At 39.3% G+C, this 24,606-nt stretch carries 25 protein-coding genes; 19 read left to right on the plus strand and 6 right to left on the minus strand.

What is annotated here, in order from left to right:
- Nucleotides 1–63 precede the first annotated feature (63 nt).
- From lde to OC533_RS09030, 7 genes are all read left to right on the plus strand, one after another.
- Complete coding sequence (gene lde, locus OC533_RS09000; protein ID WP_194323930.1) at nt 64–1,272, plus strand: multidrug efflux MFS transporter Lde; 1,209 nt, start codon at nt 64–66, stop codon at nt 1,270–1,272.
- On the plus strand, nt 1,262–1,552 hold the full coding sequence (locus OC533_RS09005) for a helix-hairpin-helix domain-containing protein (protein ID WP_194323933.1): 291 nt from the start codon (nt 1,262–1,264) through the stop codon (nt 1,550–1,552). The genes lde and OC533_RS09005 overlap by 11 nt, the downstream gene beginning before the upstream one ends.
- The gene (locus OC533_RS09010) at nt 1,545–2,234 is read left to right on the plus strand and encodes an NAD-dependent protein deacylase (protein WP_194323935.1); all 690 of its coding nucleotides are present in this window, start codon (nt 1,545–1,547) and stop codon (nt 2,232–2,234) included. The genes OC533_RS09005 and OC533_RS09010 overlap by 8 nt, the downstream gene beginning before the upstream one ends.
- Nucleotides 2,235–2,326: 92 nt before the next feature.
- Nucleotides 2,327–3,661 (plus strand): hemolysin family protein, encoded by a 1,335-nt coding sequence (locus OC533_RS09015; RefSeq protein ID WP_003772838.1) that lies wholly within the window; start codon nt 2,327–2,329, stop codon nt 3,659–3,661.
- A gap of 67 nt (nt 3,662–3,728) precedes the next feature.
- Nucleotides 3,729–4,685, plus strand: a complete 957-nt coding sequence (locus OC533_RS09020; RefSeq protein ID WP_010991425.1) for a LacI family DNA-binding transcriptional regulator — start codon at nt 3,729–3,731, stop codon at nt 4,683–4,685.
- 107 nt (nt 4,686–4,792) lie between these two features.
- A complete protein-coding gene (locus tag OC533_RS09025; protein WP_003764329.1) occupies nt 4,793–5,161 on the plus strand; it encodes a hypothetical protein in 369 nt (122 codons plus the stop codon).
- A gap of 13 nt (nt 5,162–5,174) precedes the next feature.
- Complete coding sequence (locus OC533_RS09030; RefSeq protein ID WP_070752383.1) at nt 5,175–5,786, plus strand: HAD family hydrolase; 612 nt, start codon at nt 5,175–5,177, stop codon at nt 5,784–5,786.
- 43 nt (nt 5,787–5,829) lie between these two features.
- Here OC533_RS09030 and OC533_RS09035 read toward each other — a convergent pair whose 3' ends face one another.
- The 3 genes from OC533_RS09035 to OC533_RS09045 all read right to left on the minus strand — a co-directional run bounded on the left by OC533_RS09035 (nt 5,830) and on the right by OC533_RS09045 (nt 7,655).
- Complete coding sequence (locus tag OC533_RS09035; protein WP_185501246.1) at nt 5,830–6,234, minus strand: cupin domain-containing protein; 405 nt, start codon at nt 6,232–6,234, stop codon at nt 5,830–5,832.
- A complete protein-coding gene (locus OC533_RS09040; RefSeq protein ID WP_003764326.1) occupies nt 6,234–6,689 on the minus strand; it encodes a MerR family transcriptional regulator in 456 nt (151 codons plus the stop codon). The genes OC533_RS09035 and OC533_RS09040 overlap by 1 nt, the downstream gene beginning before the upstream one ends.
- An 84-nt stretch (nt 6,690–6,773) precedes the next feature.
- Nucleotides 6,774–7,655, minus strand: coding sequence for a helix-turn-helix domain-containing protein (locus OC533_RS09045; RefSeq protein WP_070752380.1), 882 nt, complete (start codon nt 7,653–7,655; stop codon nt 6,774–6,776).
- Nucleotides 7,656–7,824: 169 nt separating this feature from the next.
- On the opposite strand from OC533_RS09045, the gene OC533_RS09050 reads away from it, so the two are divergent.
- Genes OC533_RS09050 through OC533_RS09060 form a run of 3 tightly spaced genes read left to right on the plus strand, consistent with a single transcriptional unit; the run spans nt 7,825 to nt 10,124 of the window.
- Nucleotides 7,825–8,274, plus strand: a complete 450-nt coding sequence (locus OC533_RS09050) for a MarR family winged helix-turn-helix transcriptional regulator (protein ID WP_003768632.1) — start codon at nt 7,825–7,827, stop codon at nt 8,272–8,274.
- Nucleotides 8,271–9,623: an MATE family efflux transporter gene (locus OC533_RS09055; RefSeq protein ID WP_003728607.1), complete on the plus strand. Its 1,353-nt coding sequence runs from the start codon at nt 8,271–8,273 to the stop codon at nt 9,621–9,623. The genes OC533_RS09050 and OC533_RS09055 overlap by 4 nt, the downstream gene beginning before the upstream one ends.
- A gap of 57 nt (nt 9,624–9,680) precedes the next feature.
- Nucleotides 9,681–10,124 (plus strand): VOC family protein, encoded by a 444-nt coding sequence (locus tag OC533_RS09060; RefSeq protein ID WP_003772844.1) that lies wholly within the window; start codon nt 9,681–9,683, stop codon nt 10,122–10,124.
- Between the two features lie 17 nt (nt 10,125–10,141).
- Here OC533_RS09060 and OC533_RS09065 read toward each other — a convergent pair whose 3' ends face one another.
- Together OC533_RS09065 and OC533_RS09070 are read right to left on the minus strand one after the other, a co-directional pair.
- The gene (locus OC533_RS09065; protein WP_185482395.1) at nt 10,142–10,603 is read right to left on the minus strand and encodes a GNAT family N-acetyltransferase; all 462 of its coding nucleotides are present in this window, start codon (nt 10,601–10,603) and stop codon (nt 10,142–10,144) included.
- 53 nt (nt 10,604–10,656) lie between these two features.
- On the minus strand, nt 10,657–11,391 hold the full coding sequence (locus OC533_RS09070) for a MerR family transcriptional regulator (RefSeq protein WP_194323937.1): 735 nt from the start codon (nt 11,389–11,391) through the stop codon (nt 10,657–10,659).
- Nucleotides 11,392–11,469: 78 nt separating this feature from the next.
- On the opposite strand from OC533_RS09070, the gene OC533_RS09075 reads away from it, so the two are divergent.
- A complete protein-coding gene (locus OC533_RS09075; RefSeq protein ID WP_070752377.1) occupies nt 11,470–12,189 on the plus strand; it encodes a glucosamine-6-phosphate deaminase in 720 nt (239 codons plus the stop codon).
- Between the two features lie 41 nt (nt 12,190–12,230).
- Here the strand turns inward: OC533_RS09075 and mbcS are convergent, their stop codons facing one another.
- Nucleotides 12,231–13,808 (minus strand): acyl-CoA synthetase MbcS, encoded by a 1,578-nt coding sequence (gene mbcS, locus OC533_RS09080; RefSeq protein WP_194323939.1) that lies wholly within the window; start codon nt 13,806–13,808, stop codon nt 12,231–12,233.
- 195 nt (nt 13,809–14,003) lie between these two features.
- Between mbcS and tadA the strand changes: the two genes are divergently transcribed.
- The 8 genes from tadA (at nt 14,004) to OC533_RS09120 (ending at nt 24,436) form a co-directional block, all read left to right on the plus strand.
- Nucleotides 14,004–14,474 carry a tRNA adenosine(34) deaminase TadA gene (tadA, locus tag OC533_RS09085; protein WP_003764308.1) on the plus strand — a complete coding sequence of 157 codons (471 nt, stop codon included), beginning with the start codon at nt 14,004–14,006 and terminating at the stop codon, nt 14,472–14,474.
- A gap of 382 nt (nt 14,475–14,856) precedes the next feature.
- Nucleotides 14,857–16,263 carry a cytochrome ubiquinol oxidase subunit I gene (locus OC533_RS09090; RefSeq protein ID WP_003722078.1) on the plus strand — a complete coding sequence of 469 codons (1,407 nt, stop codon included), beginning with the start codon at nt 14,857–14,859 and terminating at the stop codon, nt 16,261–16,263.
- A complete protein-coding gene (gene cydB, locus OC533_RS09095; protein WP_003727651.1) occupies nt 16,250–17,263 on the plus strand; it encodes a cytochrome d ubiquinol oxidase subunit II in 1,014 nt (337 codons plus the stop codon). Before OC533_RS09090 ends, cydB begins: the two co-directional genes overlap by 14 nt.
- Entirely contained in the window at nt 17,263–18,987 is a 1,725-nt protein-coding gene (gene cydD / locus OC533_RS09100; protein ID WP_194323941.1) for a thiol reductant ABC exporter subunit CydD, read from the plus strand. The genes cydB and cydD overlap by 1 nt, the downstream gene beginning before the upstream one ends.
- Nucleotides 18,987–20,726 (plus strand): thiol reductant ABC exporter subunit CydC, encoded by a 1,740-nt coding sequence (cydC, locus tag OC533_RS09105; RefSeq protein ID WP_194323943.1) that lies wholly within the window; start codon nt 18,987–18,989, stop codon nt 20,724–20,726. The genes cydD and cydC overlap by 1 nt, the downstream gene beginning before the upstream one ends.
- Nucleotides 20,727–20,867: 141 nt before the next feature.
- Nucleotides 20,868–21,830 (plus strand): LPXTG cell wall anchor domain-containing protein, encoded by a 963-nt coding sequence (locus OC533_RS09110; protein WP_185501238.1) that lies wholly within the window; start codon nt 20,868–20,870, stop codon nt 21,828–21,830.
- Between the two features lie 41 nt (nt 21,831–21,871).
- On the plus strand, nt 21,872–22,810 hold the full coding sequence (locus OC533_RS09115) for a GW domain-containing glycosaminoglycan-binding protein (protein WP_194323945.1): 939 nt from the start codon (nt 21,872–21,874) through the stop codon (nt 22,808–22,810).
- Between the two features lie 111 nt (nt 22,811–22,921).
- The gene (locus OC533_RS09120) at nt 22,922–24,436 is read left to right on the plus strand and encodes a gluconokinase (RefSeq protein ID WP_194323947.1); all 1,515 of its coding nucleotides are present in this window, start codon (nt 22,922–22,924) and stop codon (nt 24,434–24,436) included.
- The last annotated feature ends 170 nt before the right edge of the window (nt 24,437–24,606 follow it).

The raw sequence follows: 24,606 nt of genomic DNA on the forward strand, positions 1-24,606 counted from the left end.
GTTTTACTTTCGCTTTTTTTGTGGAATAATTAAGGATAACGATAGAAGAATCTAGGTGAACTTATGGAAAATTGGAAGAAGAATTTGTATGTTGTTTGGGTGGGGTGTTTTCTTACCGGGACTGGATTAAATTTAATCATGCCATTTTTACCATTATATATTGAAGAACTTGGCGTACATAATCCTGATCAAGTAAGTTTATGGTCAGGTGTGGCACTGAGCTCAACATTTTTAGTATCAGCAATTATGTCGCCGATTTGGGGCAAATTAGCGGATCAAAAAGGGCGGCGCATTATGCTTTTACGTGCTGCGCTTGGAATGGCGATAGCGATGATTTTGATGGGACTTGTCAGCAACGTTTACCAATTTGTAGGTTTACGTTTATTGATGGGGATATTTTCAGGATACATTTCCACGGCTAATGCGCTAATCGCCACACAAGTTCCGCGTCACCGCAGTGGATGGGCGCTCGGTGCTTTATCAACAGCAGCAGTATCAGGCGTATTAATCGGTCCATTAATTGGTGGAGCGCTATCTGACTCATTTGGCGTTAGACCAGTGTTTTACATTACAGGCGCTCTTTTATTAGGTAGTTTTTTCTTAACACTTTTCTTTGTTAAAGAGAAATTTACACCAGTAGAAAAAAAGGAAATGCGGTCAGGAAAGGAAGTTTTCTTATCATTAAAAAATCCTGGCTTAATTATCTCGCTGTTTATTACGACAATGATGATCCAAATTGCATCCAATTCCGTGAACCCTATTTTGACATTATATGTACGGGATTTAGCGGGAAATGCGCAAAATATTGCCTTTATTAGTGGGATGATTGCTTCAGTACCAGGGGTTGCAGCCTTGATTGCTGCACCACGACTTGGAAGGTGGGGCGACCGAATTGGCTCAGAACGAATACTGCTAGGCGCGCTCATCGGGTCCATGTTGCTGCAAATACCAATGGCTTTCGCTCAAAATCCGATGCAACTTGGTATTTTGCGTTTCTTATTAGGTCTCACAGATGGTGCTTTACTTCCAGCAGTTCAATCACTACTAACTAAAAATACACCTCGCGAAATTTCCGGTCGAATTTTTGGTTATAATCAATCTTTTCAATATATTGGGAATGTCATCGGACCGCTTGTTGGATCAAGCGTGGCGGCGCATTTTGGCTACGGAGATGTCTTCCTTGTAGTTGCTGGTTTTATTTTTATCAATGTACTAATCAGTTTTTATTTTAACCGAAAAATGCATAGAGAGAAGGGAAATCATGCCAACTGATCTAATAAAATTACCAGGAATAGGCAAGAAAATGGTATTAATGCTGAATGAAATTGGGATTGAAAAAGTTGCTGACTTAAGAGGAAAGAATCCACTTGTTTTATACGAAAACACTTGCGATAAACGAGGCGAAAGAATGGATCCTTGTGTGTTATATACGTATCGATGTGCGGTATATGTCGCAGAAACCGATGAAACCGAGCAAAATGCAGATTTACGAAAATGGTGGAACTGGAAAGATAAACAGCATACAAATGAAAGGAATTTAAAAGATGAATAATTTGAAAGAAGCGATTAAACAAGCAGAACATATTGTTTTTCTAACGGGAGCGGGCGTTTCAGTGCCCTCAGGAATTCCGGATTATCGTTCGGAAAATGGCTTGTATGCGGGGATGAGTAGCCCTGAATATATGCTTAGCCATACGTGTCTTGTGCGGGAACCCGAGAAGTTTTATCAATTTGTCACAGAAAATATGTACTATCCAGATGCTGTCCCAAACACTATTCATCGTAAAATGGCTGAAATCGAAGCGGAGAAAAACGTCACTGTTATTACGCAAAATATTGATGGCCTTCATGAAAAAGCTGGCTCTAAGAAGGTAGTTAATTTTCATGGTAGTTTGTATCACTGCTATTGCCAAAAATGCGGAAGAAGTGTTTCAGCAAGCGACTATTTACAGTCAGACATCCATGCTGATTGTGGTGGGGTCGTTCGGCCAGATGTGGTGCTTTATGAAGAAGCAATTTCTGAAAGTGCGATAGACCAGTCACTTGCAGCTACTCGGGAAGCGGATTTAATCGTTATTGTTGGCACTTCTTTCCGCGTGAGTCCGTTTTGTAATTTAACGGATTATCGGAATAAAAAAGCGCGAATTTTTGCTGTGAATAAAGAACGAATTTCGCTTCCATATCCTTTTGAAATGATAGAAAATGATGCTGTGAAAGTTTTTGCGGAGATTTGAAACCTTGCAGTAATGGGGGTGGCGTGATAAAATTTTCTTAACCGGGAAATTGTCCGGAATATTTTGAGAAAATAAGGAGTGGAGAGTTCCATATGAACCCTGACCCCGAGAGTCAGCAGATTATCTTGCAGTTAATTCTTATTGTGGTGTTGACAATGCTCAACGCGTTCTTTGCCTCAGCAGAGATGGCCCTTGTATCACTGAACAAAAATCGGGTGAAAAACCAAGCAGAAACCGGTGACAAAAAAGCCGTAATGCTTGCTAAACTCGTAGATGATCCAAGTAAATTTTTAGCTACTATTCAAGTTGGTATTACGCTTGCTGGATTCTTCTCCAGTGCGTCAGCCGCGACTAGTATTGCGACTAGACTTGAATCGGTTTTTGGCGGAAGCAGTTTTGCGAAAGAGTTATCCATTATTGTCGTAACTATTGTGCTATCTTATATCACGTTAGTTTTCGGTGAGCTTTATCCAAAACGTTTAGCACTCCAAAAATCAGAAAAAATTGCCCGTGTTTCTGTACGACCAATTATGGCAGTTGGTGTTGTGCTTCGTCCGTTCGTAAAATTCCTATCTTTTTCAACAGATATTCTTGTGAAATTAACGAGAATGGAGAAAAATACGGATAATGAAAAAATGACGCGAGAGGAAATGCAGCTACTGATTGAAACCGGTCGACGTGACGGCATTATTGAGGTAGAAGAATTACAAATGCTTCGTGGTGTATTTGAAATGGATAATAAATATGCGCGTGAAGTGATGGTACCACGGACAGATGCGTTTATGATTGATGCCGAAACAGAATCGGAAGAACTTTGTGACGCATTATTAAGTGAGAATTTTTCAAGAGTTCCCGTCTATACAGGCGACCAGGACTCGGTGCTAGGTATTCTGCATATGAAAGATTTTTTTGCGGAAGCGAGAAAGTCAGGCTTTGAAAACATTGATGTGAAATCGCTCGTTAAAAACGCGTATTTTGCCCAAGAGACGATGTTTATTGATGACTTACTTAAGAATATGCAAAGAACTAGAAATCAAATGGCAATTTTAATGGATGAATATGGTGGCGTAGCAGGTATTGTCACTGTAGAAGATTTATTAGAAGAAATTGTTGGCGAAATTGACGATGAAAATGATGTGTTTTCTGATGAAGTCAAAAAAATTGATGATAATACATTTATCGTTGAAGGCCGCATGCCACTAGATGATTTCAACAAAATGTTTCACGTGGAACTTCCAGCGCGTGGAGTTGATACTGTAGCTGGCTTTGTGCTTACTTTAACTGGGACAATTCCAGAAGAAGATGATAAAGTAGTAGTAGAATATGATACCCTTCGATTTACAGTAGAAGAAATGAATGATGCTAGACTGGTTTCGGTTCGTGTCGAAAAAGACATTCAAACAAGCGAACTCGAACAGCTGGCTTAATGATAAAAATAAAAGTGCGGTATGAGAAATCTGTCCGCGCTTTTTTCTTAGGAATGAGGTTTTTAAAATGCCAAATATTAAAGACATAGCCAAATTAGCGGGAGTTTCAGTGACGACAGTATCACGTGTGCTCAATAACCATCCGTATGTTGCGGAGGAAAAAAGAGCCCGTGTGCAAGCTGTTATTGATGAATTAGACTATTCTCCTAACCGTAGCGCCATGGATTTAGCGCGTGGTAAAACAAATACGGTTGGCGTGATTATACCTTATAATGATCATCCGTGGTTTGACAAAATTGTGAATGGTATTTTAGAAGCAGCTTTTAAAAATCGTTATTCGGTGACACTTTTCCCAACAGGATATGATCCGAAAGAAGAAGAAAAATATCTAATGCGCTTGAAAACAAAGCAAGTTGACGGACTAATTATTACTTCGCGTGCCAATAATTGGGATGTGATTTTGCCATATCTTGCTTATGGTCCGATTATTGCATGTGAATACGTGGAGTCCAAAGATGTATCTTGTTCCTATATTGACCGAGTAAAGGCCTACCGCGCGGGGTTTCAATTTTTACAAGATGAAGGTTATAAAAAAGTGGCATTCACAGCAGGACGGGCCTCGCGGGAAAGCACAAGTACATATGGGAAAATTAACGCATATGAGCAGGTTTTTGGTCCAGTTGGTGAAAATCGTTTTTTAAGTGAGTGCTATACGTTAGAAGATGGTGTAAAAGCTGGAAAATACTTTTTTGCTGAAGGGAAAGACTGGCCTGATGCGATTTATGCGAATGGTGATGAGGTTGCAGCAGGTGTTATGTACCATGTGAAGGAGCTTGGGTTACGCGTGCCAGAAGACGTCGCTATTTTAGGGCAAGAAAATCTCCCAATTGGTAAGGCTCTTGAAATCACAACGCTTGATCATAACCTAAAAAAATTAGGAGAAAATGCTTTTTCGATTTTTGAACAAGGAAAATTACAACGAATTAAAGTGGAACATGAATTAATTAGAAGGAAAACGGTATAAAAGCTAGTCGCCGCCTCATGTTTAAAATATTTTTATAAAATTGCTTGACATGAAACCCATTTCATCATTTAAAACTAATATATAAGGTGATGAAGGAGGCGAATGGTATGAAATTAGATGGAGTATGCAAAATTAGTTCAGCCCTAGGAATGGAATATCAATTCGGAGAGTTTTACATCGATAGAGATTATCTTGTTTTTGACCAAAACTTCAGCTTAGGTATGAAAAAACGGCAAACTTTTCCAGTTGCGAAATTAGGACAGATTGCTTTAGTTCGAGAAGAAGAGGAAATCCTGCTCACTTTTAGCTGCGATAATATCGAATTTGAAATAAATGGGAATTCTCATGCTAATTTGCGCGAATTTCGGGATTTGCTTCAAAATAAAGGCACTAATAGCTCAGATATTCAAAAGGCTGAAAATAAGAAAAAAGCGAGATACACAACTCACCATTATCACAACTTCGCTAAATCTTGAAGGAGGAAATTATATGTATAAAGCAATAATTTTTGACGTAGATGGAACGATTCTAGACACGGAGAGAGCTGTTTTGCATTCTCTTCAAGCGGTTTTAGCCGAAGAAGGATTAAGTTATGAACTAGATGAATTACGATTTGTACTTGGAATTACTGGGGCAGCTGCGGTTGAACAGTTAAATATTTTGGATCCAGAGAAAGTATTGGACAAATGGATTGAACGTGAAGCAACTTTTATTGAAGAAGTAGAGGTTTTCGAAGGTATTCATAAAGTTCTGCATGCCATTCCAGAAAGCGGCGTAGTTACTTCGAAAAATGCGTTAGAAATGGAAAAAGGTTTCTATCCATTTGATATTCAGGATCATTTTCAAGCAATTGTTTGTGCGAGTGATACGGAAAACCATAAACCTCATCCAGACCCACTTCTGAAAGGGTTAGAAATTCTTGGAAGAGAGCCACATGAGGTGCTTTATGTCGGTGATTCTTCTTATGATATGAAATGCGCCCATGCGGCCGGAGCTCATTTTGGCTTAGCGCTATGGGGTGCAAAGACAACTGATGGCTTTGAAAAGGCTGAACTTGTCTTCGAAAAACCAGAAGATATTTTAGCGTATGTAAGCAAATAAGTAAAACCCGCCAACCTTGAAATAAGGCAAGCGGGTTTTTTCATTATAAATTATTGTAATGTTCATCGGAAACGGGCTCTAGCCAAGTAGTTCCGCCTAAATACACATTTGTCGAAATGGCTAAGTGGACAAACCAACTATCTTTCGTAGCTCCGTGCCAATGTTTCACGTCTTTAGGAATAGTAACCACGTCGCCCTCTTTAAGTAACTGAGCGGGTTTTCCTTCTTCTTGATAGTAGCCAGTTCCGCCGGTTACAAGCAAGATTTGCCCGCCGTCGTGTTTATGCCAGTTGTTCCTGGCTCTCGGTTCAAACGTAACGTTCCCAATCGGACAATTGTAAACCGTATCTTCTGGGACAAGCATTTTTAAATAAGCATTACCGGTAAAGTAGTCATTTGTAATCAACTCACCTTTATCAAAAATAACGCTGTTTTCTAGTGTACTCATTATAAATTACCCCTTTCGACATTAAAATCTTTTAGTTCTTTTTGAGCCGGAATGAGGTGGGTATCGTAATTATCTATTTTGAAGTCAAGTCTATCAAGCGCTTCTTGCATAACATCAATGCGATTTTTCAACTCCATGCGTTGTTCTTTCAGCAATTCGGCGCGAGCTTCTAGCGTGTGTTCGCCTTCTCGGAAAAGTGCCAAGTAATCAATTAATGCTTCAATAGATAAACCAGCGCGGCGCATTTGACGACTAAACAAAATCCAGCGTATGTCTTCTGCGCCAAATTTACGAATGCCATTTTCATTACGATATATAGGTGGAATTAAACCAATGCGTTCGTAGTAGCGAATTGTATCAGCAGAAACACCACTTTTTTCACTCGCTTCTTTGATATTCATTGTTAAGTCTTCCGAAGCATCCACCACATAAAAGCTAATTTTATTTTTGGTCATAGCCATTCTCCTTTACTGATTTTCTATAATGATTGTATTCCTTGGAGTTAACTTTAAGTCAAGCGAAAAAGCAACCATGATCATTTATTCATGATTGCTACTATTTGTTTGAAGTGTAGACAGATAAGCTAAGAGCAACCCATCCATTTTGCGGAGTGATAAGTTTGTTTGTTCATAGAATTTGTCCAAACGATATTGAATTGTATTTCGGTGCATAAAAAGTTCTTTGGCAGTAAGGCTGATGTTTCCTTGGTTTTTAAATAACGTATGAATTAAAGGAATCCAAGTATCATCTTGATGGAAAAGGTTGTTGAGTTCACTCGTAATTAAACTTTCTTTCATCCTTAGCGCGATGACTTTTAAACTTTCGGAAGCGACAGTTTGGACAACTTCACGATTATTATGGTCAAAAATGGTACGTTCCTCTGCAAATAAGCCACGTAATTTAGCATTTAACGGGTGGAAGAGCCCCATAAAGAAAGTAGATTGAATATAAAAATCATTTTCAAGTGTACCGGCAACGGCAATAAGTTCTTCTTCCCCGAGCAGAGAACCGGTAGATTTTTCAATAATCACACCATAACTCGCCGAAAACATAATTAGTTCAGCATCTGGACTAAAGAAGCTGAGTAGCGCTTTTTGCCATTCTTGCAACATGCTTTTGGTGGTTGCGGTTTTAATATGAAACTGTGTTATCCGGTAAGTTTCTTTTTCACTCGTAATCGTGACAGCTTCATTTCCAAATAACAAATCGAACCAAAACTGAGTAGATTCTTTTGTAAATGTGGGTAAAGGTTCAGGAAATAACGTATGTAGTAACGCCGCTTCTTCTTCTGAAAGGTCACTTTTGGGGATAGTAAAATAATACGGTTCCTCGAAAAAAGAAAACGTATCTGTAGTTGATTTTATTGGGTTTTTTGAAACGACTATATTGGGATATCTATTTTTTAATATTTTAATCTGCACAGTGGATAGCACCCCTTCTCTACTCTTTATTTTTACAAAAGAAAGATAGGAAGTCAAATTATTGCCCGGGAAATAAAAAGGTTGCGCAGTCAACCAAATTACTGCTATACTATAATGGTTGACGCCGCAACTAATTATGTGGTGGATTTTTTTATGAGGAGTCGGATAAATGGCAGATAGACATGAAAGTTTAGCGAAAGCCATCGCAATTATTCATCGTTCGGAAAGCACTTTTAAAAATAAAAAGTTACTTGAAACTGGTCTTAATATAGGTCAATTGCGGTATTTATGGACGCTTTATAAAGAAGATGGTATTTCTCAAGAATCAATGGCAAAAAGGTTTATGGTGGATAAAGCCAGTGTGACGCGCCATATAAAGCGCCTTGAAGATCTTGGGATGATTCGCCGAGAAATGGATACAAGAGATAGACGTATTCAACGGATTTTCGTGACTGAAACAGGATTTAAAATGCGAGAATTAATTGAAGAAGTTACAGCTGAATGGTCTGCACTTTTAACGGCAGGGTTTAGCGAAGAAGAAAAAGATGACTTAATGCATTTGATAGGACGACTTTCTGATAATGCGATTATGGCAGTTGAAGGAGGAGAGGTCGAATGAAAGAACAGAGTAAACGATTAGGTGAAGATAGCATTCCATCACTCATGGCGCGTTTGTCGATTCCGGCATTTATCGGTATGTTTGTTATGGGAATGTATAATATTGTTGATACGATTTTCGTGTCATATGGCGTTGGTCCATCAGGGGTTGCAGCACTTTCGATTGCTTTTCCCGTTCAAATGATACTGATGGCGATGGCAGCGATGTTTGGTATCGGTGGCGCGTCGATTATTTCCCGCTCGCTCGGTGCTGGGGAACAAAAACATGCGGATAAAGTATTCCATCAAGTTATTTGGTTAGTACTTATTTCCAGTATTTTTATTGCAATTGTAACCTTTATATTTTTAGATCCACTTATTACGCTTTTCGGAGCACCGGCGGATATTCATGATATTGCGAGTGATTTCTTATCGCTTATTTTACTAGGCGCAGTGTTCCAAACCTTTGCGATGGCGATGAATAATATCGTGCGTTCGGAAGGTAATGCGAAAACAGCGATGTTAACCATGATTATTTCCGCTATTTTAAATATGATTTTAAACCCGATTTTCATTATGGGATTCGGTATGGGTGTTCGTGGTTCAGCGCTTGCAACCGTTATTGCGCAGGCTGTTGGCGCGATTTGGCTCTTGATTTACTTTTTATCAGGAAAAAGTACTTTATCTTTAAAAGGGTTCTCATTCCGAATGGATTTCCCGCTGATTCGCCGGATTATGGCAATCGGGTTCCCGTCATTTATTATGATGTCAGCAGGTAGTATCGTAACGGTTGCGGTAAACTGGATGCTTAATATTTATGGCGGAACAATGGCGATTGCGGTTTACGGAATTGCCAACAGAATTGCTTCTTTCGTAATTATGCCGATCAATGGTGTAACACAAGGGATGCAACCAATCGTTGGCTTCAACTACGGATCGAGACAATTCGAACGTGTAATGAAAGCTGTCAAAGTATCAATGATAGCAGCAACTGTCATGTCACTAATTGCTTGGGGCTTGGTAGAAATTTTCCCAGGAATGCTCGTACGAATTTTCTCTAATGACCCAGAATTGATTGCACAAGGAACAAATGCTGTTAGATTTATGCTTCTAGCTGCGCCAACAATTGGTTTCCAAATTGTCTGCGGAGGGCTATATCAAGCGCTTGGTCGAGCACGGATTTCCTTTATCATTTCCTTAATGCGCCAAATCATCTGTTTAGTACCACTTTTACTTATTTTGCCGCAGTTCTTCGGTTTAGATGGCATTTGGTATGCTTTCCCATTAGCAGATTTAGGCGCGTTCACCGTCTGTCTTGTGATTATGAGCAAAACATGGCGCCGAATTTTTAAAAATCCCGAGATAGTTTAAGGTAAAATGAATTGGGTATTTTCTAACTAGTGTCTCAAAAACAAAGGAGCGATTTTTATGGCAAAAATGTACCCGTATTTGGCTTTTGAAAATGCAAAAGAGGCTTTAGGATATTATGAAGAAGTGTTCGGAGCAACGAATATTTCAAGGCTTCCAGTAAGTGAGGAACAAAGCGAAATGTTTGGTCTAGCAAAAGAAAACCTAGAGAACACAACAGTTCACGGTGGCTTTACCGTCCTTGGGGCAAATTTATTTTGTTCAGATTCATTCGGCAAAGAAGTAAAACCATCCAACCAAATCTCGATTATGCTCGATTCTAACAGTGAAGACCCTGTGGCTGTAGCAGATGCAGATGCTTTCTTTGAAAAAGTAAGTTCATCGGGAAGAGTGACAGTAACTTTACCATTTGAAGAGCAATTTTGGGGCGGTAAAATGGGACAATTCGTCGATGAGTACGGAATTTCCTGGATGATTCATACGCAACCTTATTCTAAACTATAAAAAAGTGGACCGAGATATTAGCTATCTTGGTCCACTTTTTCATTTGGATTCAATTTTGTCATTAAGTAGTGTTCGCCAATGCCAGGAATGACAAACGATTTGCCAACTTTACGATAGCCATGTTTTTCATAAAAACCAACAGCGACAATCCGCGCATTGCACCAAATAATATCTGCGCCGTGCTTCCAAATTTCCGCTTCACCTTCTGCAAGTAATGCTGTGCCGAGGCCTTTCAAGCGCATCCGACGTTCTGTTGCCACACCGCGAATTCGGTACTGAGCAGGATTATTAATAATGGCTGATTTTTCCGGATAAAAACTCGCAACTCCAAGTAAAACATCCTTTTCAAAAGCGCCTAAATGAAAAGTACCTTTCATTTCATCATTAGGGTAAATTGCGTTTTCCTCAGGTTGTTCTGGGCGAAGAACCCGGTGCCTAATATCTTGCGTGTCTTTTGCTTTGATTTGCTTGATTTCCACGGCGCCCACCTCCACGTTATTTCTTTCTATTATAACCAATCTTTCTAAAATATCTATTCAAAAGTCAATTTTGTTTCATAGGAATAACCGTGAACCAGCTCTTGGTTAATCCAAGCCACCGTTTCTTGTAAAAGGTAATTTTCATTTTCTGGAGACGTTTCTAAGTTTTGCGGCGTGACAAAAGCTTGCCGCTCACTTGATAATAAACGCCGTTCACCAGGTGCGCCAATAGAATGATCTAGTTCAATGAAAAGGTAAGCCTGCCCATCTAACATAAAAAAACCTGGAAACTGCTGATAGCTTTTTGAAAGACCGAGGCGACTCACAGTTTTCTGAACTTCTTGATGGAAATCTGGGTCGTTTAAAATATCCACATGAACAGGTGTTAGAAGTGGCTCTGTAAGCAAAAGTCGGGCAGTTGTTAGGAGCTGTGTTGTTTCAGTTTCCCGTTTTAATAAACCTTGATAACGGTCAATAAGCCACTTTTTACGGGCAATGCGAGCTTCTTCATCCATTAGTTTTTGTTGATATTTAATAAGCAAATCGGGTAAGCTTTCCGATGTATTTTTGTCGAGATATTGTTTTAGTTCTTGCAAGGAAAACCCCATATACTGCAACGCTTGAATGAGGTTGAGTTGTTCTTCTTGAGCCGTTTTGTAGTAGCGATACCCAGAAGTCGGATCGGTAAAAGCGGGGACCAAAAGCCCAATTTTATCATAATAGCGCAGTCGTTGAATGGAGAGTTGGCTTTTCTTTGCCATTTCCCCAATGGAAAAAAACGGTTCCACATTTATCACCCTTTCGTCTTGACTCTATAGTTACTATACACTTTATCATAAAGGTAATTCAAAGCGAGAGGTGAAAAAATGAAAATTATTGTGGAAAAAGATTACGAAAATATGAGTAAAACAACGATGCAACTGCTTCTAGGGAAAATGTATCAAGACAAAAAGGTTCATTTGGCAATCACAGCAGGCTCGACACCGAAGCGAATGTATGAACTGATGGTAGAAGAATTGAAGGATAAAGCGCCACTGAAGAATGTCAGTTATTATAATTTTGACGAAATTCCAATTGGAAACGAAAAATATGGCGTAACTATTGGTAATTTAAAAGCGATGTATTTTGATCCGGCGGGCATTCCTGAAGAGCAAATTCACATGTTAGATACGAAAAACTATACAGAACATGAAGCGCATTTGAAGGAAGTTGGTGGCTTGGATGCGATTTTAATCGGGATTGGTGAAGATGGTCACTTCTGCGGAAACTTACCAGGTGTAACCAAATTCGGCGATGAAACGCGACTTGTTTCCGTCCAATCGCGCCCAGATATGTTCGATATTTTGCTCGGAGAAGTTGGCGGCGATGCAGAAAAAGTCCCAGAATACTACGTAACAATGGGACCAAAAAGCGTCATGCACGCAAAAGAAGTCATCCTATTCGCAAACGGCAAGAAAAAAGCAGCAATTATCAAAAAAGCACTACAAGGCCCAGTAACAGAAGACATTCCAAGCTCGATTTTCCAGTTGCACCCTAATTTCACAGTGGTGCTGGACGAGGAAGCGGCGAGTGAGTTAAATATTTAAAAGAAAACCCAACCTTCTGTTTAGGAAGGCTGGGTTTTTGATTATCCATGCACACTAGCAAACTCAGCATCACGTAACTCAACGCGGCGAATTTTACCAGAATCAGTTTTCGGTAACGCTTCAACAAACTCAATCCGACGCGGGTACTTATATGGAGCCGTTTGTTCTTTCGTAAATGTTTGTAATTCATGCACAAGGTCTTCTGTGCCGTCGTATCCATCTTTTAAGACGATGAATGCTTTTACGACCGTACCGCGGATTTCGTCAGGACTTGCGACAACGGCGACTTCTTTTACGGCTGGGTGATGTGTGAGCGCGTCTTCTACTTCGAACGGTCCAATCGTGTAGCCAGAGCTAATAATAATATCGTCATTTCGTCCTTGGAACCAGTAATAATTGTCTTCATCGCGGATAGCACGGTCACCAGACACAAAATAATCACCGCGAATCGCTTTTTGCAAACGTTCTGGTTCTTTATAATACTCTTTGAAAAGTGCTGGGAAGTCTCTGCGCATTGCGATGTCCCCAATTTCACCGACACCGACTGGATTTCCTTCAGCGTCAATAATTGCCATGTATTCTGGCATAATCGGTTTACCCATCGAACCAGGGCGGATTGGCGTATCAACCAGTGTCCCAATCAATAATGTACTTTCCGTTTGACCATAACCATCACGCACTTTAATATCAAAATTGTCTTGGAAAACTTGAATAACTTCGCGGTTTAAAGGTTCTCCTGCTGATACGGCGCTACGAAGTGAACTTAAATCATGTTCGCGTAAATTGTTTACTTTAGCCATTAAACGATATTCTGTTGGTGTACAGCATAGCACATTGATTTTTTCTTCTTCCAGTAAATGTAGTTGTTTTTCTGGAATGAAGCGACCGTTGTAAATGAAGCCAGTCGCACCTTTTCCAAGTACAGAAAGGAACGGAGACCAAACCCATTTTTGCCAACCAGGACCTGCTGTAGCCCAAACAATATCGTCCTCATGAATGTCTAACCAATGATCAGCTGCGATACGAATGTGCGCGTAACCCCAACCGTGAATATGTACAACACCTTTAGGATTACCAGTAGTTCCACTAGTAAATGCAAGTAGGCAAGCGTCATCGCGAGACGTTTCTACGCGTTCAAATTCAGTCGATGCAGTTTCCATTAGTGTTTCGTAGTGATCCCAGCCCGATAATTTTTCGCCAACAATAATTTTTTTCGATACAGAAGGAATATTTTCAATTTTATCAAATTCAGCAGTCATTCCATTGTAAGAAACGATAGCTTTTACGTTAGCGTGGCGGATGCGGTATTCTAAGTCATGTGCTTTAAGAAGCTCGGATGCCGGGATGATAATGGCACCAGCTTTCCATAAACCCATGTAAATGGCATAAGTTTCTAGTAGTCTAGGCGTCATAACAATGACATGATCGCCTTTTTTTACGCCCGCATCTTTTACAACGTTAGCAAATTTGTTCGCTTGTTCCAGCAAGTGGCGGTAACTCCAAGTTTTTGTTTCATTGTGTTCGTTTTTCCAAATTAAAGCAGTTTTTTCAGAACTAAATTTAGCAATCTCGTCGGTGATATTATAAAGTTCTGGAGCAATTAATTTCTCTGAATTCATAATGATTCTCCTTTGCAAGTAGATTGTATATTTTGATAATTTTGTTTTAGTACCTAGTATTAATATATGGTAATATAAATGCCTTATGAAAGCAACTAAAAGTATTCCTGTGAAAATTTGAGCAGATTATTCTTACATCTAATACAAGCTATGATAAAATGGCAGTGAGTGATTTTTGAGAAATGAGGTGCATAGATGGAACAAGATTTCTTTATGCAACAAGCGCTTGAGGAGGCGAAGAAGGCACGGGAAATTGGAGAGGTTCCAATTGGTGCAGTTGTTGTTTTAGATGGAGAAATTATTGGTCGCGCACATAATTTACGCGAAACTACCCAGAATGCTGTGACTCATGCGGAGTTACTTGCAATTGAAGATGCTTGTAAACACCAAAATTCTTGGCGTCTTAGTGGCGCAGAACTATATGTCACGCTAGAACCATGTCCGATGTGCAGTGGAGCAATTTTACTTTCGCGAATTGACAAAGTTTATTACGGAGCAAAAGATCCAAAAGCCGGAACAGCAGGCTCATTAATGAATTTATTACAGGATGATCGATTTAACCATACGTGTAAAGTAGAAGCTGGATTATTAGAAGCCGAAAGCAGCGCGATGTTAAAAAGTTTCTTCCGGGAATTGCGAAAACGTAAAAAAAAGAATAGGTCTTAATACTCATTATACTAAATCATGCTTTTACGATTTCTATTGTGAAATAAAAAGCAATAAGTCTTATCAACATTTACAGCCACTTAATAATTGCGAAATTTATCACAATCTCTCAAAAATAAAATAACATCTAAAGTACTAAATAAATTTACCTTAAAATAGGATAAAATATACTCCAGATAGAACTCATTATAAAGTAAAAATCTTTCTTAACTAGTTCCTAAACCCGTGAAAAATAAGGATTACATATTATTTTATTATGCTTTGTGAATTACAGAGCAACTGGGCGCATCACTTTGGGCGGTTTTTCACAAGGTTTTTAAGAAAGAAGCAAAAAAGCAAGGGACTAAACAGCAATTTTAAGCATAAAAAGGAGGAGAAAAGGGTGGATAAACTATTTTTAGCCCGTTTTCAATTCGCATCAACAACGATTTTCCATTTTTTATTTGTACCACTTTCAATTGGACTTGTATTTATGGTTGCTCTTATGGAGACGTTGTATGTCGTGAAGGGGAAAGAAATTTACAAAAAAATGTCGAAGTTTTGGGGACACATATTCCTTATTAACTTCGCGGTCGGTGTCGTAACCGGTATTATTCAAGAATTCCAGTTTGGGATGAACTGGTCGGATTACTCTAGATTTGTTGGGGACGTATTCGGAGCACCACTTGCTATCGAAGCGTTACTTGCATTCTTTATGGAATCTACGTTTATCGGACTTTGGATTTTTGGTTGGGACAAACTTGGCAAAAAGCTTCATTTAGCTTGTATTTGGCTTGTTTCAATCGGAACAATCATGTCTAGTTTCTGGATTTTAGCTGCAAACTCATTTATGCAACATCCGGTTGGTTTTGAATTTAAGAACGGCCGCGCAGAAATGAATGATTTCTTGCAACTTATTACTAATGGACAACTGCTCGTGGAATTCCCGCACGTTATATTCGGGGCATTTGCCACTGGGGCCTTTTTCATTGCTGGTGTCAGTGCGTATAAGATGCTCAAAAAACAAGATGTCGCCTTCTTTAAACGATCATTCCAAATTGCAATGGTCATGGCGGTAATAGGTGGTTTTGGTGTGGCTTTCAGTGGTCACTCGCAAGCACAATACTTAGTTAAAACTCAACCTATGAAAATGGCTGCAACAGAAGGGATATGGGAAGATACAGCCGACCCAGCCCCTTGGACAATGATTGCCAAAATTAATCCGGAAGAGAAGAAAAACGAATGGGAAGTCAATGTCCCATACGCGCTAAGTTTCTTATCTTACGGAACATTAACTGGTAGCGTGGAAGGTATGAACACGCTGCAAAAACAATATGAAGAAAAATATGGTGAAGGTGACTACATCCCACCAGTTAAAACAGCATTTTGGAGCTTCCGTATCATGGTTGGCGCAGGTATGTTAATGATTCTATTCGCATTAATCGGTATCGTGCTTGCTTGGAAGAAAAAACTCGTTAATGCAAAATGGTATTTACGTTTCATGATTCCAATGATTGGCTTCCCGTTCCTAGCGAACTCCATGGGTTGGATTATGACAGAAATAGGGCGACAACCATGGGTAGTTTTCGGTTACATGAAAACCGCTGATGCCGTATCGCCAAACGTTTCATCAGGACAAATTTTGTTCTCGATAATTGCGTTCTCGACAATTTATACGATTTTAGCCATTCTATTGGTTTACTTATTTATACGTGAAATTAAAAAAGGACCAGACGGACACAAACCAGAAAAAGCAGAGATTTCCGTAGATCCATTTGATAAGGGGGATGAAAGCTTTGTCACTAAATGAGTTATGGTTTCTATTAATCGCCATCTTATTCATTGGATTCTTCTTCCTTGAAGGTTTTGACTTTGGTGTTGGGATGTCTACACGATTTATGGCTAGAAATGCACTGGAACGCCGCGTACTCGTTAATACGATTGGACCGTTCTGGGATGCAAATGAAGTATGGCTATTAACTGCAGGGGGCGCGATTTTCGCGGCTTTCCCAAACTGGTATGCAACAATGTTTAGTGGGTATTATATTCCACTAGTATTCTTATTACTTGCTTTAATTGGTCGTGGGGTTTCTTTTGAATTCCGTGGTCAAAAAGATTCACCACTTTGGATAAAAACGTGGGATTGGGTTATTTTCTTCGGTAGTATTTTACCGCCATTCCTATTTGGTGTATTATTTGCTAGTTTGATTCAAGGTATGCCGATTAATAGTGATATGGATATGTATGCTGGTTTCTTTGATTACATTACCGTATTCTCCGTGTGGGGTGGCGTGACGATTACGCTTATGTGCCTACTTCACGGGTTACTATTTATTACTTTACGTACAGAAGAAGATATTCAAGACCGTGCTCGTCGTATGGCGAAACGTGTTTGGTTTATTACTGTACCAGCTCTAGTAATTTTCGTTGTACTTGCTTACTTCAATACAGATATGTTCCAAGTTAGACCTGTACTTGTACCACTGATGATTGGAATTGTAGTCGTTATGTACGTGCTATCTGCCCTGTTTATTTGGAAAGATCGTGATATTTTAGCATTTACATTCGGCGGACTTGGAATTGTCTTCACGATTGCGACGATTTTCGTGTCACTATTCCCACGTGTAATGATCAGCTCTATCAACAGTGCGTTTGATTTAACTATAGAAAATGCAGCTTCCGGACAATATTCGCTAAGTGTGATGACGATAGTTGCCGTTACGCTATTGCCGTTTGTTCTTGGTTACCAAATTTGGAGCTACTATGTTTTCCGTAAGCGCGTTTCTAGTAAGGAGAAAATGACGTATTAATGGGAAAAGATTTAAGGAACTACAAAGGAATTAAAAAAATAATGGCGATTCTCGCAGTTTTCACGCTTGTTCAAGGTGCTGCGATTATCGTGATGGCGATAACTTTAGCTCGTGCGATTACTGACTTATTTCACGAGCATCCATTTCAATCAGTCACAATACAAATAGGTCTCTTCGCGGGGGCCTATTTCTTGCGTCACTTTTTGAACGTATGGAAAAAACAAATCGTTTATCGCTATGCTGCAAAACTTGCGAAGACAATGCGAGAAGAATTACTAGATAGTTTGTTCGCGCTTGGACCGCGTTTTGCACGGGCGGAAGGAACTGGGAAAGTTGTAACGATGGTAATGGAAGGTGTAGCTGACTTCCGGAATTATTTAGAACTGTTTCTACCTAAAATGATGAATATGGCTATTATTCCAGCGATGATTTGGGTTTATATTGCTTTTCAGGACTGGACTTCCGCTTTTATTTTGATGATTACTTTGCCAATTTTAATTGTGTTTATGATTATTCTGGGATTAGCCGCGAAAAAACAAGCTGATTCGCAGTTTGAAACATATCGTGTGCTGTCCAATCACTTTGTAGATTCGTTAAAAGGCTTAGAGACTTTGAAATACTTAGGATTAAGTCATGACCATGAAGGAAAAATTGCTTCGGTTAGTTCGCGCTACCGGAAAGCTACGATGAAAACGTTACGTGTGGCATTTATGTCTTCATTTGCGCTAGATTTCTTTACAATGCTTTCAATTGCGCTTGTGGCTTTATTCTTAGGTCTTGGTCTCATTGATGGCAATATGAACTTGCCGATTGCGCTAAGTGTTTTAATCCTTGCGCCAGAATACTTTTTACCAGTTCGTGAAGTTGGCTCGGATTACCATGCTACACTTGACGGGCAGGAAGCGGGTCGAGTTATTCAAGGGATTATTGACCAAGCTAAAGCGGACAAGTCAGAAACGGACGCTTTACCGCTAACTCCATTTGCTGAAAATACCGAGTTCTCCTTTGAAAAAATTACTGTGAAGCACGGAGCGGATGATGCTGAATCGCTACATGAAGCCAGTTTTACTGTGAAAGGTTTTGAAAAAATTGGGATTATCGGTGCAACTGGTGCTGGGAAATCGACGTTAATCGACGTTTTGAGCGGTTTTTTGACGCCAACCTCTGGAGATTTTCGCTGGAATGGAAAAACTGGTGCGGCGCTTGCTTCAACTGATTGGCAAACCCAAGTAACTTATATTCCGCAACATCCGTACCTTTTCCATGATACAATCGCTGGAAATATTCGCTTTTATCATCCTAATTCTACCGAAGAGGAAATGAAAAAAGCAGCGGAATCAGCTGGTTTAAACAAACTTGTAGCCGGGCTTGAAGATGGCTATGAAACGCTTGTTGGGGAATCAGGGCGGATGCTTAGTGGTGGGCAAGAACAACGTGTTGCGCTTGCTCGGGCTTTCTTAACGGATCGTCCAGTTGTACTAATGGATGAGCCAACAGCGCACTTAGATATTGAAACAGAATATGAACTAAAAAAACCAATGCTAGACTTATTTGAAAATCGACTTGTCTTTTTCGCGACGCATCGCTTGCACTGGATGCTTGAAATGGACAGAATTATCGTTTTAGATCACGGGGCTGTGGTCGAAACAGGAACGCACGAGGAACTACTGGCGCGTAAAGGGTTCTATTACAATTTAGTCAAAGCCCAATTGGAGGAAGTATGATGCGGAAAAGTAGCTGGATTATCCCATATATTAAAGAAAATCGCGGCTTGTTTTTACTTGTCATTTTCCTTGGAACGCTAACTTTTGCCTCAGCTGGAGCGCTTATGTTTACATCGGGTCATTTGATTTCAAAATCGTCCCTGATGCCAGAATCAATTATGGCTGTCTATATTTCGACTGTCGGAGTGCGCGCATTTGGTATTATGCGCTCGGTTTCACGCTATGTAGAACGACTTTCGAGCCATTCGCTTGTCCTTCGAATTTTAGAAAAAATGCGTGTTCGACTGTATCGTTTACTTGAACCACAAGCTTTACTACTAAAATCACGCTATAAAACTGGCGATATTCTAGGTTTGCTTGCTGGTGATATTGAACATTTGCAAAACTTCTATTTGACTACGATGCTACCGGCAATTGTTAGCCTTGTACTCTACGCAATCGTCGTTATTTCACTTGGAGCATTTTCAATTCCATTTGCGGCGCTTTTCGTACTTTTAATTGGACTACTCGTGCTTGTGTTACCATGGGTCTCCCTTTTATATGCTCGCGGCAAGAATGCTTATTTAAAACAAGGTCGAAACAGTTTGTATCAAAAATTTACTGACGCTGTTTTTGGTATTAGCGATTGGAAATTTAGCGGTCGTGAAAAAACATTTATTACGAATTATGAAAAAGACGAGGCGGATATGCTTCGAACTGAAAATAAACAGTTTCATTTTGTTAATTGGCGTGATTTCTTTAGCCAGTTAGTTGTTGGTTTTATGGTTATCGTGATGGTCTATTGGAGCACAGCTGAGTCTCGTGATGGCGCGTTTTCTGGAACAATGATTGCTGCTTTTGTTTTAGCTATAATGGCTCTTGCAGAAGCGTTTGTACCAGTTTCAAGCGCTATTAGTGATAAATCGCTCTACCAAGATTCGCTAGCCCGTCTAGACAAAATAGAAGACCCGGCGCTTCCAACCTTTGAAGAAGAAACGAAAGAAATTGCCCGTATTAATACTGAAAATGTAGTTTTAAAAGCAGAAAATTTATCTTTCGCTTACGATAAAAAGTCGCCTAAAATCTTAGACGGTTTTGACTTTACACTTGAACAAGGTGAAAAAGTGGCGATTATCGGTCGAAGTGGTACAGGGAAATCAACTTTTCTTAAATTGGTTCAAGGAGCTTTACTACCAACAGCTGGAAAAGTAACAATGAACGGTGTTGAGGTGGAGAATTTAAGACCGCAAATCCCTGAAATTACATCAATGTTAAATCAAAAAGCACATCTTTTCAGTACAACGGTTTTAAATAATATTCGCTTAGGAAATCAAGATGCCACCGATGAGGAAGTTTATGCGGCGGCAAAAAAAGTTCAGTTACATGATTTTATTATGAGTATGCCAGATGGCTACCATACACAAATGAGTGAGATGGGCGAGCGTTTTTCTGGCGGGGAACGTGGTCGGATTGCACTAGCTCGGATTTTACTTCAAAATACGCCGATTGTTATTTTAGATGAACCGACAGTAGGACTTGATCCCATTACAGAACGAGATTTGCTAGCAACTATTTTCGAAACATTAGCTGATAAATCACTCATTTGGGTAACGCATCATTTAGTCGGAGCAGAGAAAATGGACCGAGTATTATTTTTAGAAGAAGGAAAAACATTGATGGAAGGCCGCCACGCCAAATTAATGGCAGAGGAACCAAGATATAAACGGCTTTATCAATTAGATAGACCTATTGAATTATAGAAAAAAGCTTGCTAAGAAAAAACTTAGCAAGCTTTTTTGTAGTACTTTCTTAACATTTGTAACAGTATTGTAATTTAAAATTGACTTTTGACTCATTTCTGCTTATGATTAATATATGAAAAAACGAAAGGGGAATTTATTATGAAAAAATTCCACGGGCTGGTACTTATAGCTTTGTTAACTAGTCTTATCATTCCATTTTCATTGGCAGCAAGCGCTGAAACAAATGAAAATGGTAACAATGTAACTCCAACAGAAGATAAATCAACAGATACTACTAAAAATACAATCACTGAAGATCCTTCAAAAACACCTGAACCGCCAAAAGAAGCACCAAAGACTAAAACTACTGAACCACAAAAGGCTACTGAACCACAGAAGAATACTACACCAACAACTATCGACATTACCGATTCAGCTGAAGTTTATTCCTATGAACAAAACGATAAAATTGCGCTAAAAGATTTTACAGACACATTAACAACACATACAGGTACTAAATTAGTAAATTATCGCTTAGCAGAGAATTCTAAACTGAATACAGCAGAACCAGGTATCCATGTCATCACCTTACTTGGGGAAAATGAAGAAGGCAAAACTACAGCAGTCAAATTAAATTATTTAGTAAAAGAAAAAACAGCCCAATTAACTGTCACAGATATGAATTTTGATTTAGAAACAAAGATTTTTACTGGAAAAACGAAACCATTCGCAAGTGTCTACATTACTTCTCCCGTAGATGAAAATTTTGGCGAGGGAGTAACAAAAGCAGATAAAGATGGCAATTTTTACGCTCAGTGGGGTACACTGCCGAAAAAAATCTTCGCTTATGCTTTCGATGAAGCGGGTAATTTCAGCGAAGAAGTAACCTATGAAGTTCCAACGAAAAAAGAAAATGACGTGGTTGTTAAAGCTCCGGCAAACGTGAAAAAAATCGAAACAACTAACGCAGTAAAAAGCGCAACGGCTAAACCAAGCACACCTAAAGCATCCAAAGAAGACTTACCTGCAACAGGGGATCAAGGCGTGGAATGGATTTTCGTTGTAGCAGGTGTTATAGTTATCCTTATAGCAATATTATTATTACGCAAACGAAAAAAATAAGCTAATTGTCATAGGGAATAACTCGAAAAAAGGAGCGAATAATGAAGAAGTTATTAAGCGGTTTAATTATTGTTCTAATGGTTAGCCTCCTTGGTCACTCCTTTAACGCCGAAGCAGCAACATATGAAAAAATCATTTACGACAAAGCAGTTAATTTAAAAGGAGTAGTCAATCAGTCGAAGCGAAACGATGGTATTAATAGCAAAATATACAAGACTAGTAGTAGTGTAAAATATCTCGGTTCGGCAAAAAAGTATGATAAAAAGACACTCATTATTACTCGCGAAGGAAAAACAGCTAGAGCAAAATGGTATTATTGCAAGCTCGGAAATACGAATATTGGTTGGATTGACGCCCGAGCTTTCACGAATATCGGCAAACCAACTATCGCTGACACCGTTCCAGCACTTTGGAATAGTAAAAAAGCAATTATTACAACAAAACCAAAAAGCACTACAGCAACGACTTACTTTTTCCAGAAAAATAGTGCCGGCAATTGGTATGAAGTTCGCCATTTTACGAGTCATATTGGAAAATGGGGTTTTGATCCAAAGTTCTCTGAAAAAAGCTCAGGGACACCAGTTGGCGTTTACCGCACAGGCATTGCTTTTGGTCAAAAAGGAAATCCAGGTACGAAATTAACTTTTAAAGCAATTACTAATCGCAGTTATTGGATTTCTAATTCTAAAGATAAAGCTTATAATACCTGGCAGGAACGTTCTTCTTCTAGTTCTGCCGACGAAAAAATGAAAATCCCACAATACATTTACGGGATGGAAGTTAAATACAATGCTAAACGTATAAAAGGAAAAGGTTCTGCTGTGTTTTATCACGTAGACTCCCCGAAATATAATTATACTTTAGGTTGTGTAGCACAAAGCATAGCAAACACAAAAGAAGTACTTAAATTCGCCGATAAAAACACATTAATAGTGCTAGGCGAAGAAAGCCGAATTAAAACATTTAATACGATAAACTAAGCTAGAGAATTTCTCTAGCTTTTTCTTTTGCAAAAATCCAAGTAGCCTAGCCCCAAAATTTATACTATTTGACGTATAATGAAAAGAAACAAAGATATGAGGTGAAATGTTTTGACGAGCAAATCTTACATAATGGGCGTAGATATTGGGACTTCAAGTACAAAAGCAGTACTTTTCAATGAACGTGGTGAGGTCATTTGCCGGGAAGCTACGCATTATGAATTAGTGACGGATGAAACGGGGAAAGCGGAAGAGAGTCCTACTGAAATTTTTGAAGCAGTCATAACATCTATCCAAGGCGTAATGAAGGATATAGATAAAACAGAACTAAGAGGCATATCATTTAGTTCGGCGATGCATAGTTTAATTATGGTAGGAGCAGACGGAGAGCTTTTAACTGAATGTATCACTTGGGCGGACGGACGAAGCAGTGAGGCGCTTGAAAATATAAAAAGGGATAATTACTTGTTTCAACTATATGAAGCGACAGGGACGCCAATACATCCAATGAGCCCCTTTGCTAAAATTTGTTGGCTAAAAGAAGATGAACCACAATTATTCCATCGCGCGGAGAAATTTGTCGATATTAAATCTTACATTCTGAATCGTTTGTTTGGCGTCTGGGTGATGGATGAATCGTTAGCATCAGGAACCGGACTTTATAACATTTTAGAACATGACTGGGAATTTGAAGCAATGGAAATCATCAAATTAACCCCAGATTATTTGCCAAAAGTAGTTCCAGAAACCTACCAATTACATGGCGTGAAAAAAGAATACGCGGACTTAATGGGTATTCCGGAAAACTTGCCATTTATTGTAGGTGGAAGTGATGGAGCGCTTGCGAATATTGGTATTCAAGCGACTGGACGAAATGATGTGACGATTACTTTAGGCACGAGCGGGGCAGTTCGGAAATTAACAAATGAATTTCAGGTGGACTCGCGTGGTCGGACATTTTGTTATGGTGCCGGGGATGGCTATTTTATCGCTGGTGGAGCCGTCAATAATGGCGGAAAAGTAGTGGAATGGGGATTACAGCAATTCGGATCTGAAAGTGAGATTATGAACCGCGATTTTGCAAGTTTCATTGCTCATATAGATGAAGTAGCTCCTGGCGCATCTGGATTGCTCTTTCAACCTTATTTACTTGGCGAGAGGGCTCCGTTTTGGACTAACGATATTCGCGGGGGCTTTGTTGGGCTTACGATTAATCATTCCAAAGCACATTTTGTTCGCGCGATTTTAGAAGGAATTGCGTTTAATCTTGCGGAAGTCTATGAAGCAGTTTCGGCTCCGGATGATATTATTTATGTGACGGGTGGTATTTCTGGGCATGAGGCTTGGTGCAGATTGCTGGCTGATATTTTAGACCGGGAAGTTCGCGTGCCACATACAATTGAAGGTTCTAGTTTAGGCGCTGCAATTATCGGAATGCGCTCGCTGGGAATTTTAAAAACGTTGAATTTGGAACAAACGCTTCCAATTAAAGCAGTCTATCATCCTAGTGAAAACACGAAGAAATATGCAGAATTACGCCCAATTTTCAAACAAGTAACAACACAATTAATGGCTAGCTACAGTATGCTAAATAGCTGGCAAAAGAAGTTTGATTATAACAGCTAATTTTTGTGTTTCATGATATAATCACTAAAAGAAAAGCGATAATGTGAAGTAAGGGGGAGAAGACTATGAATAAGAAAATAGTATGGATAGCTTTAACATTAGTAGGTATTTGCGTAGTTGGAACAATTATTGCAGCAATCATGAGTGTTTACTTACGTTAAAAAATATTT

Source organism: Listeria sp. Marseille-Q6474 (genome assembly GCF_946902005.1).
GTDB lineage: Bacteria > Bacillota > Bacilli > Lactobacillales > Listeriaceae > Listeria > Listeria innocua.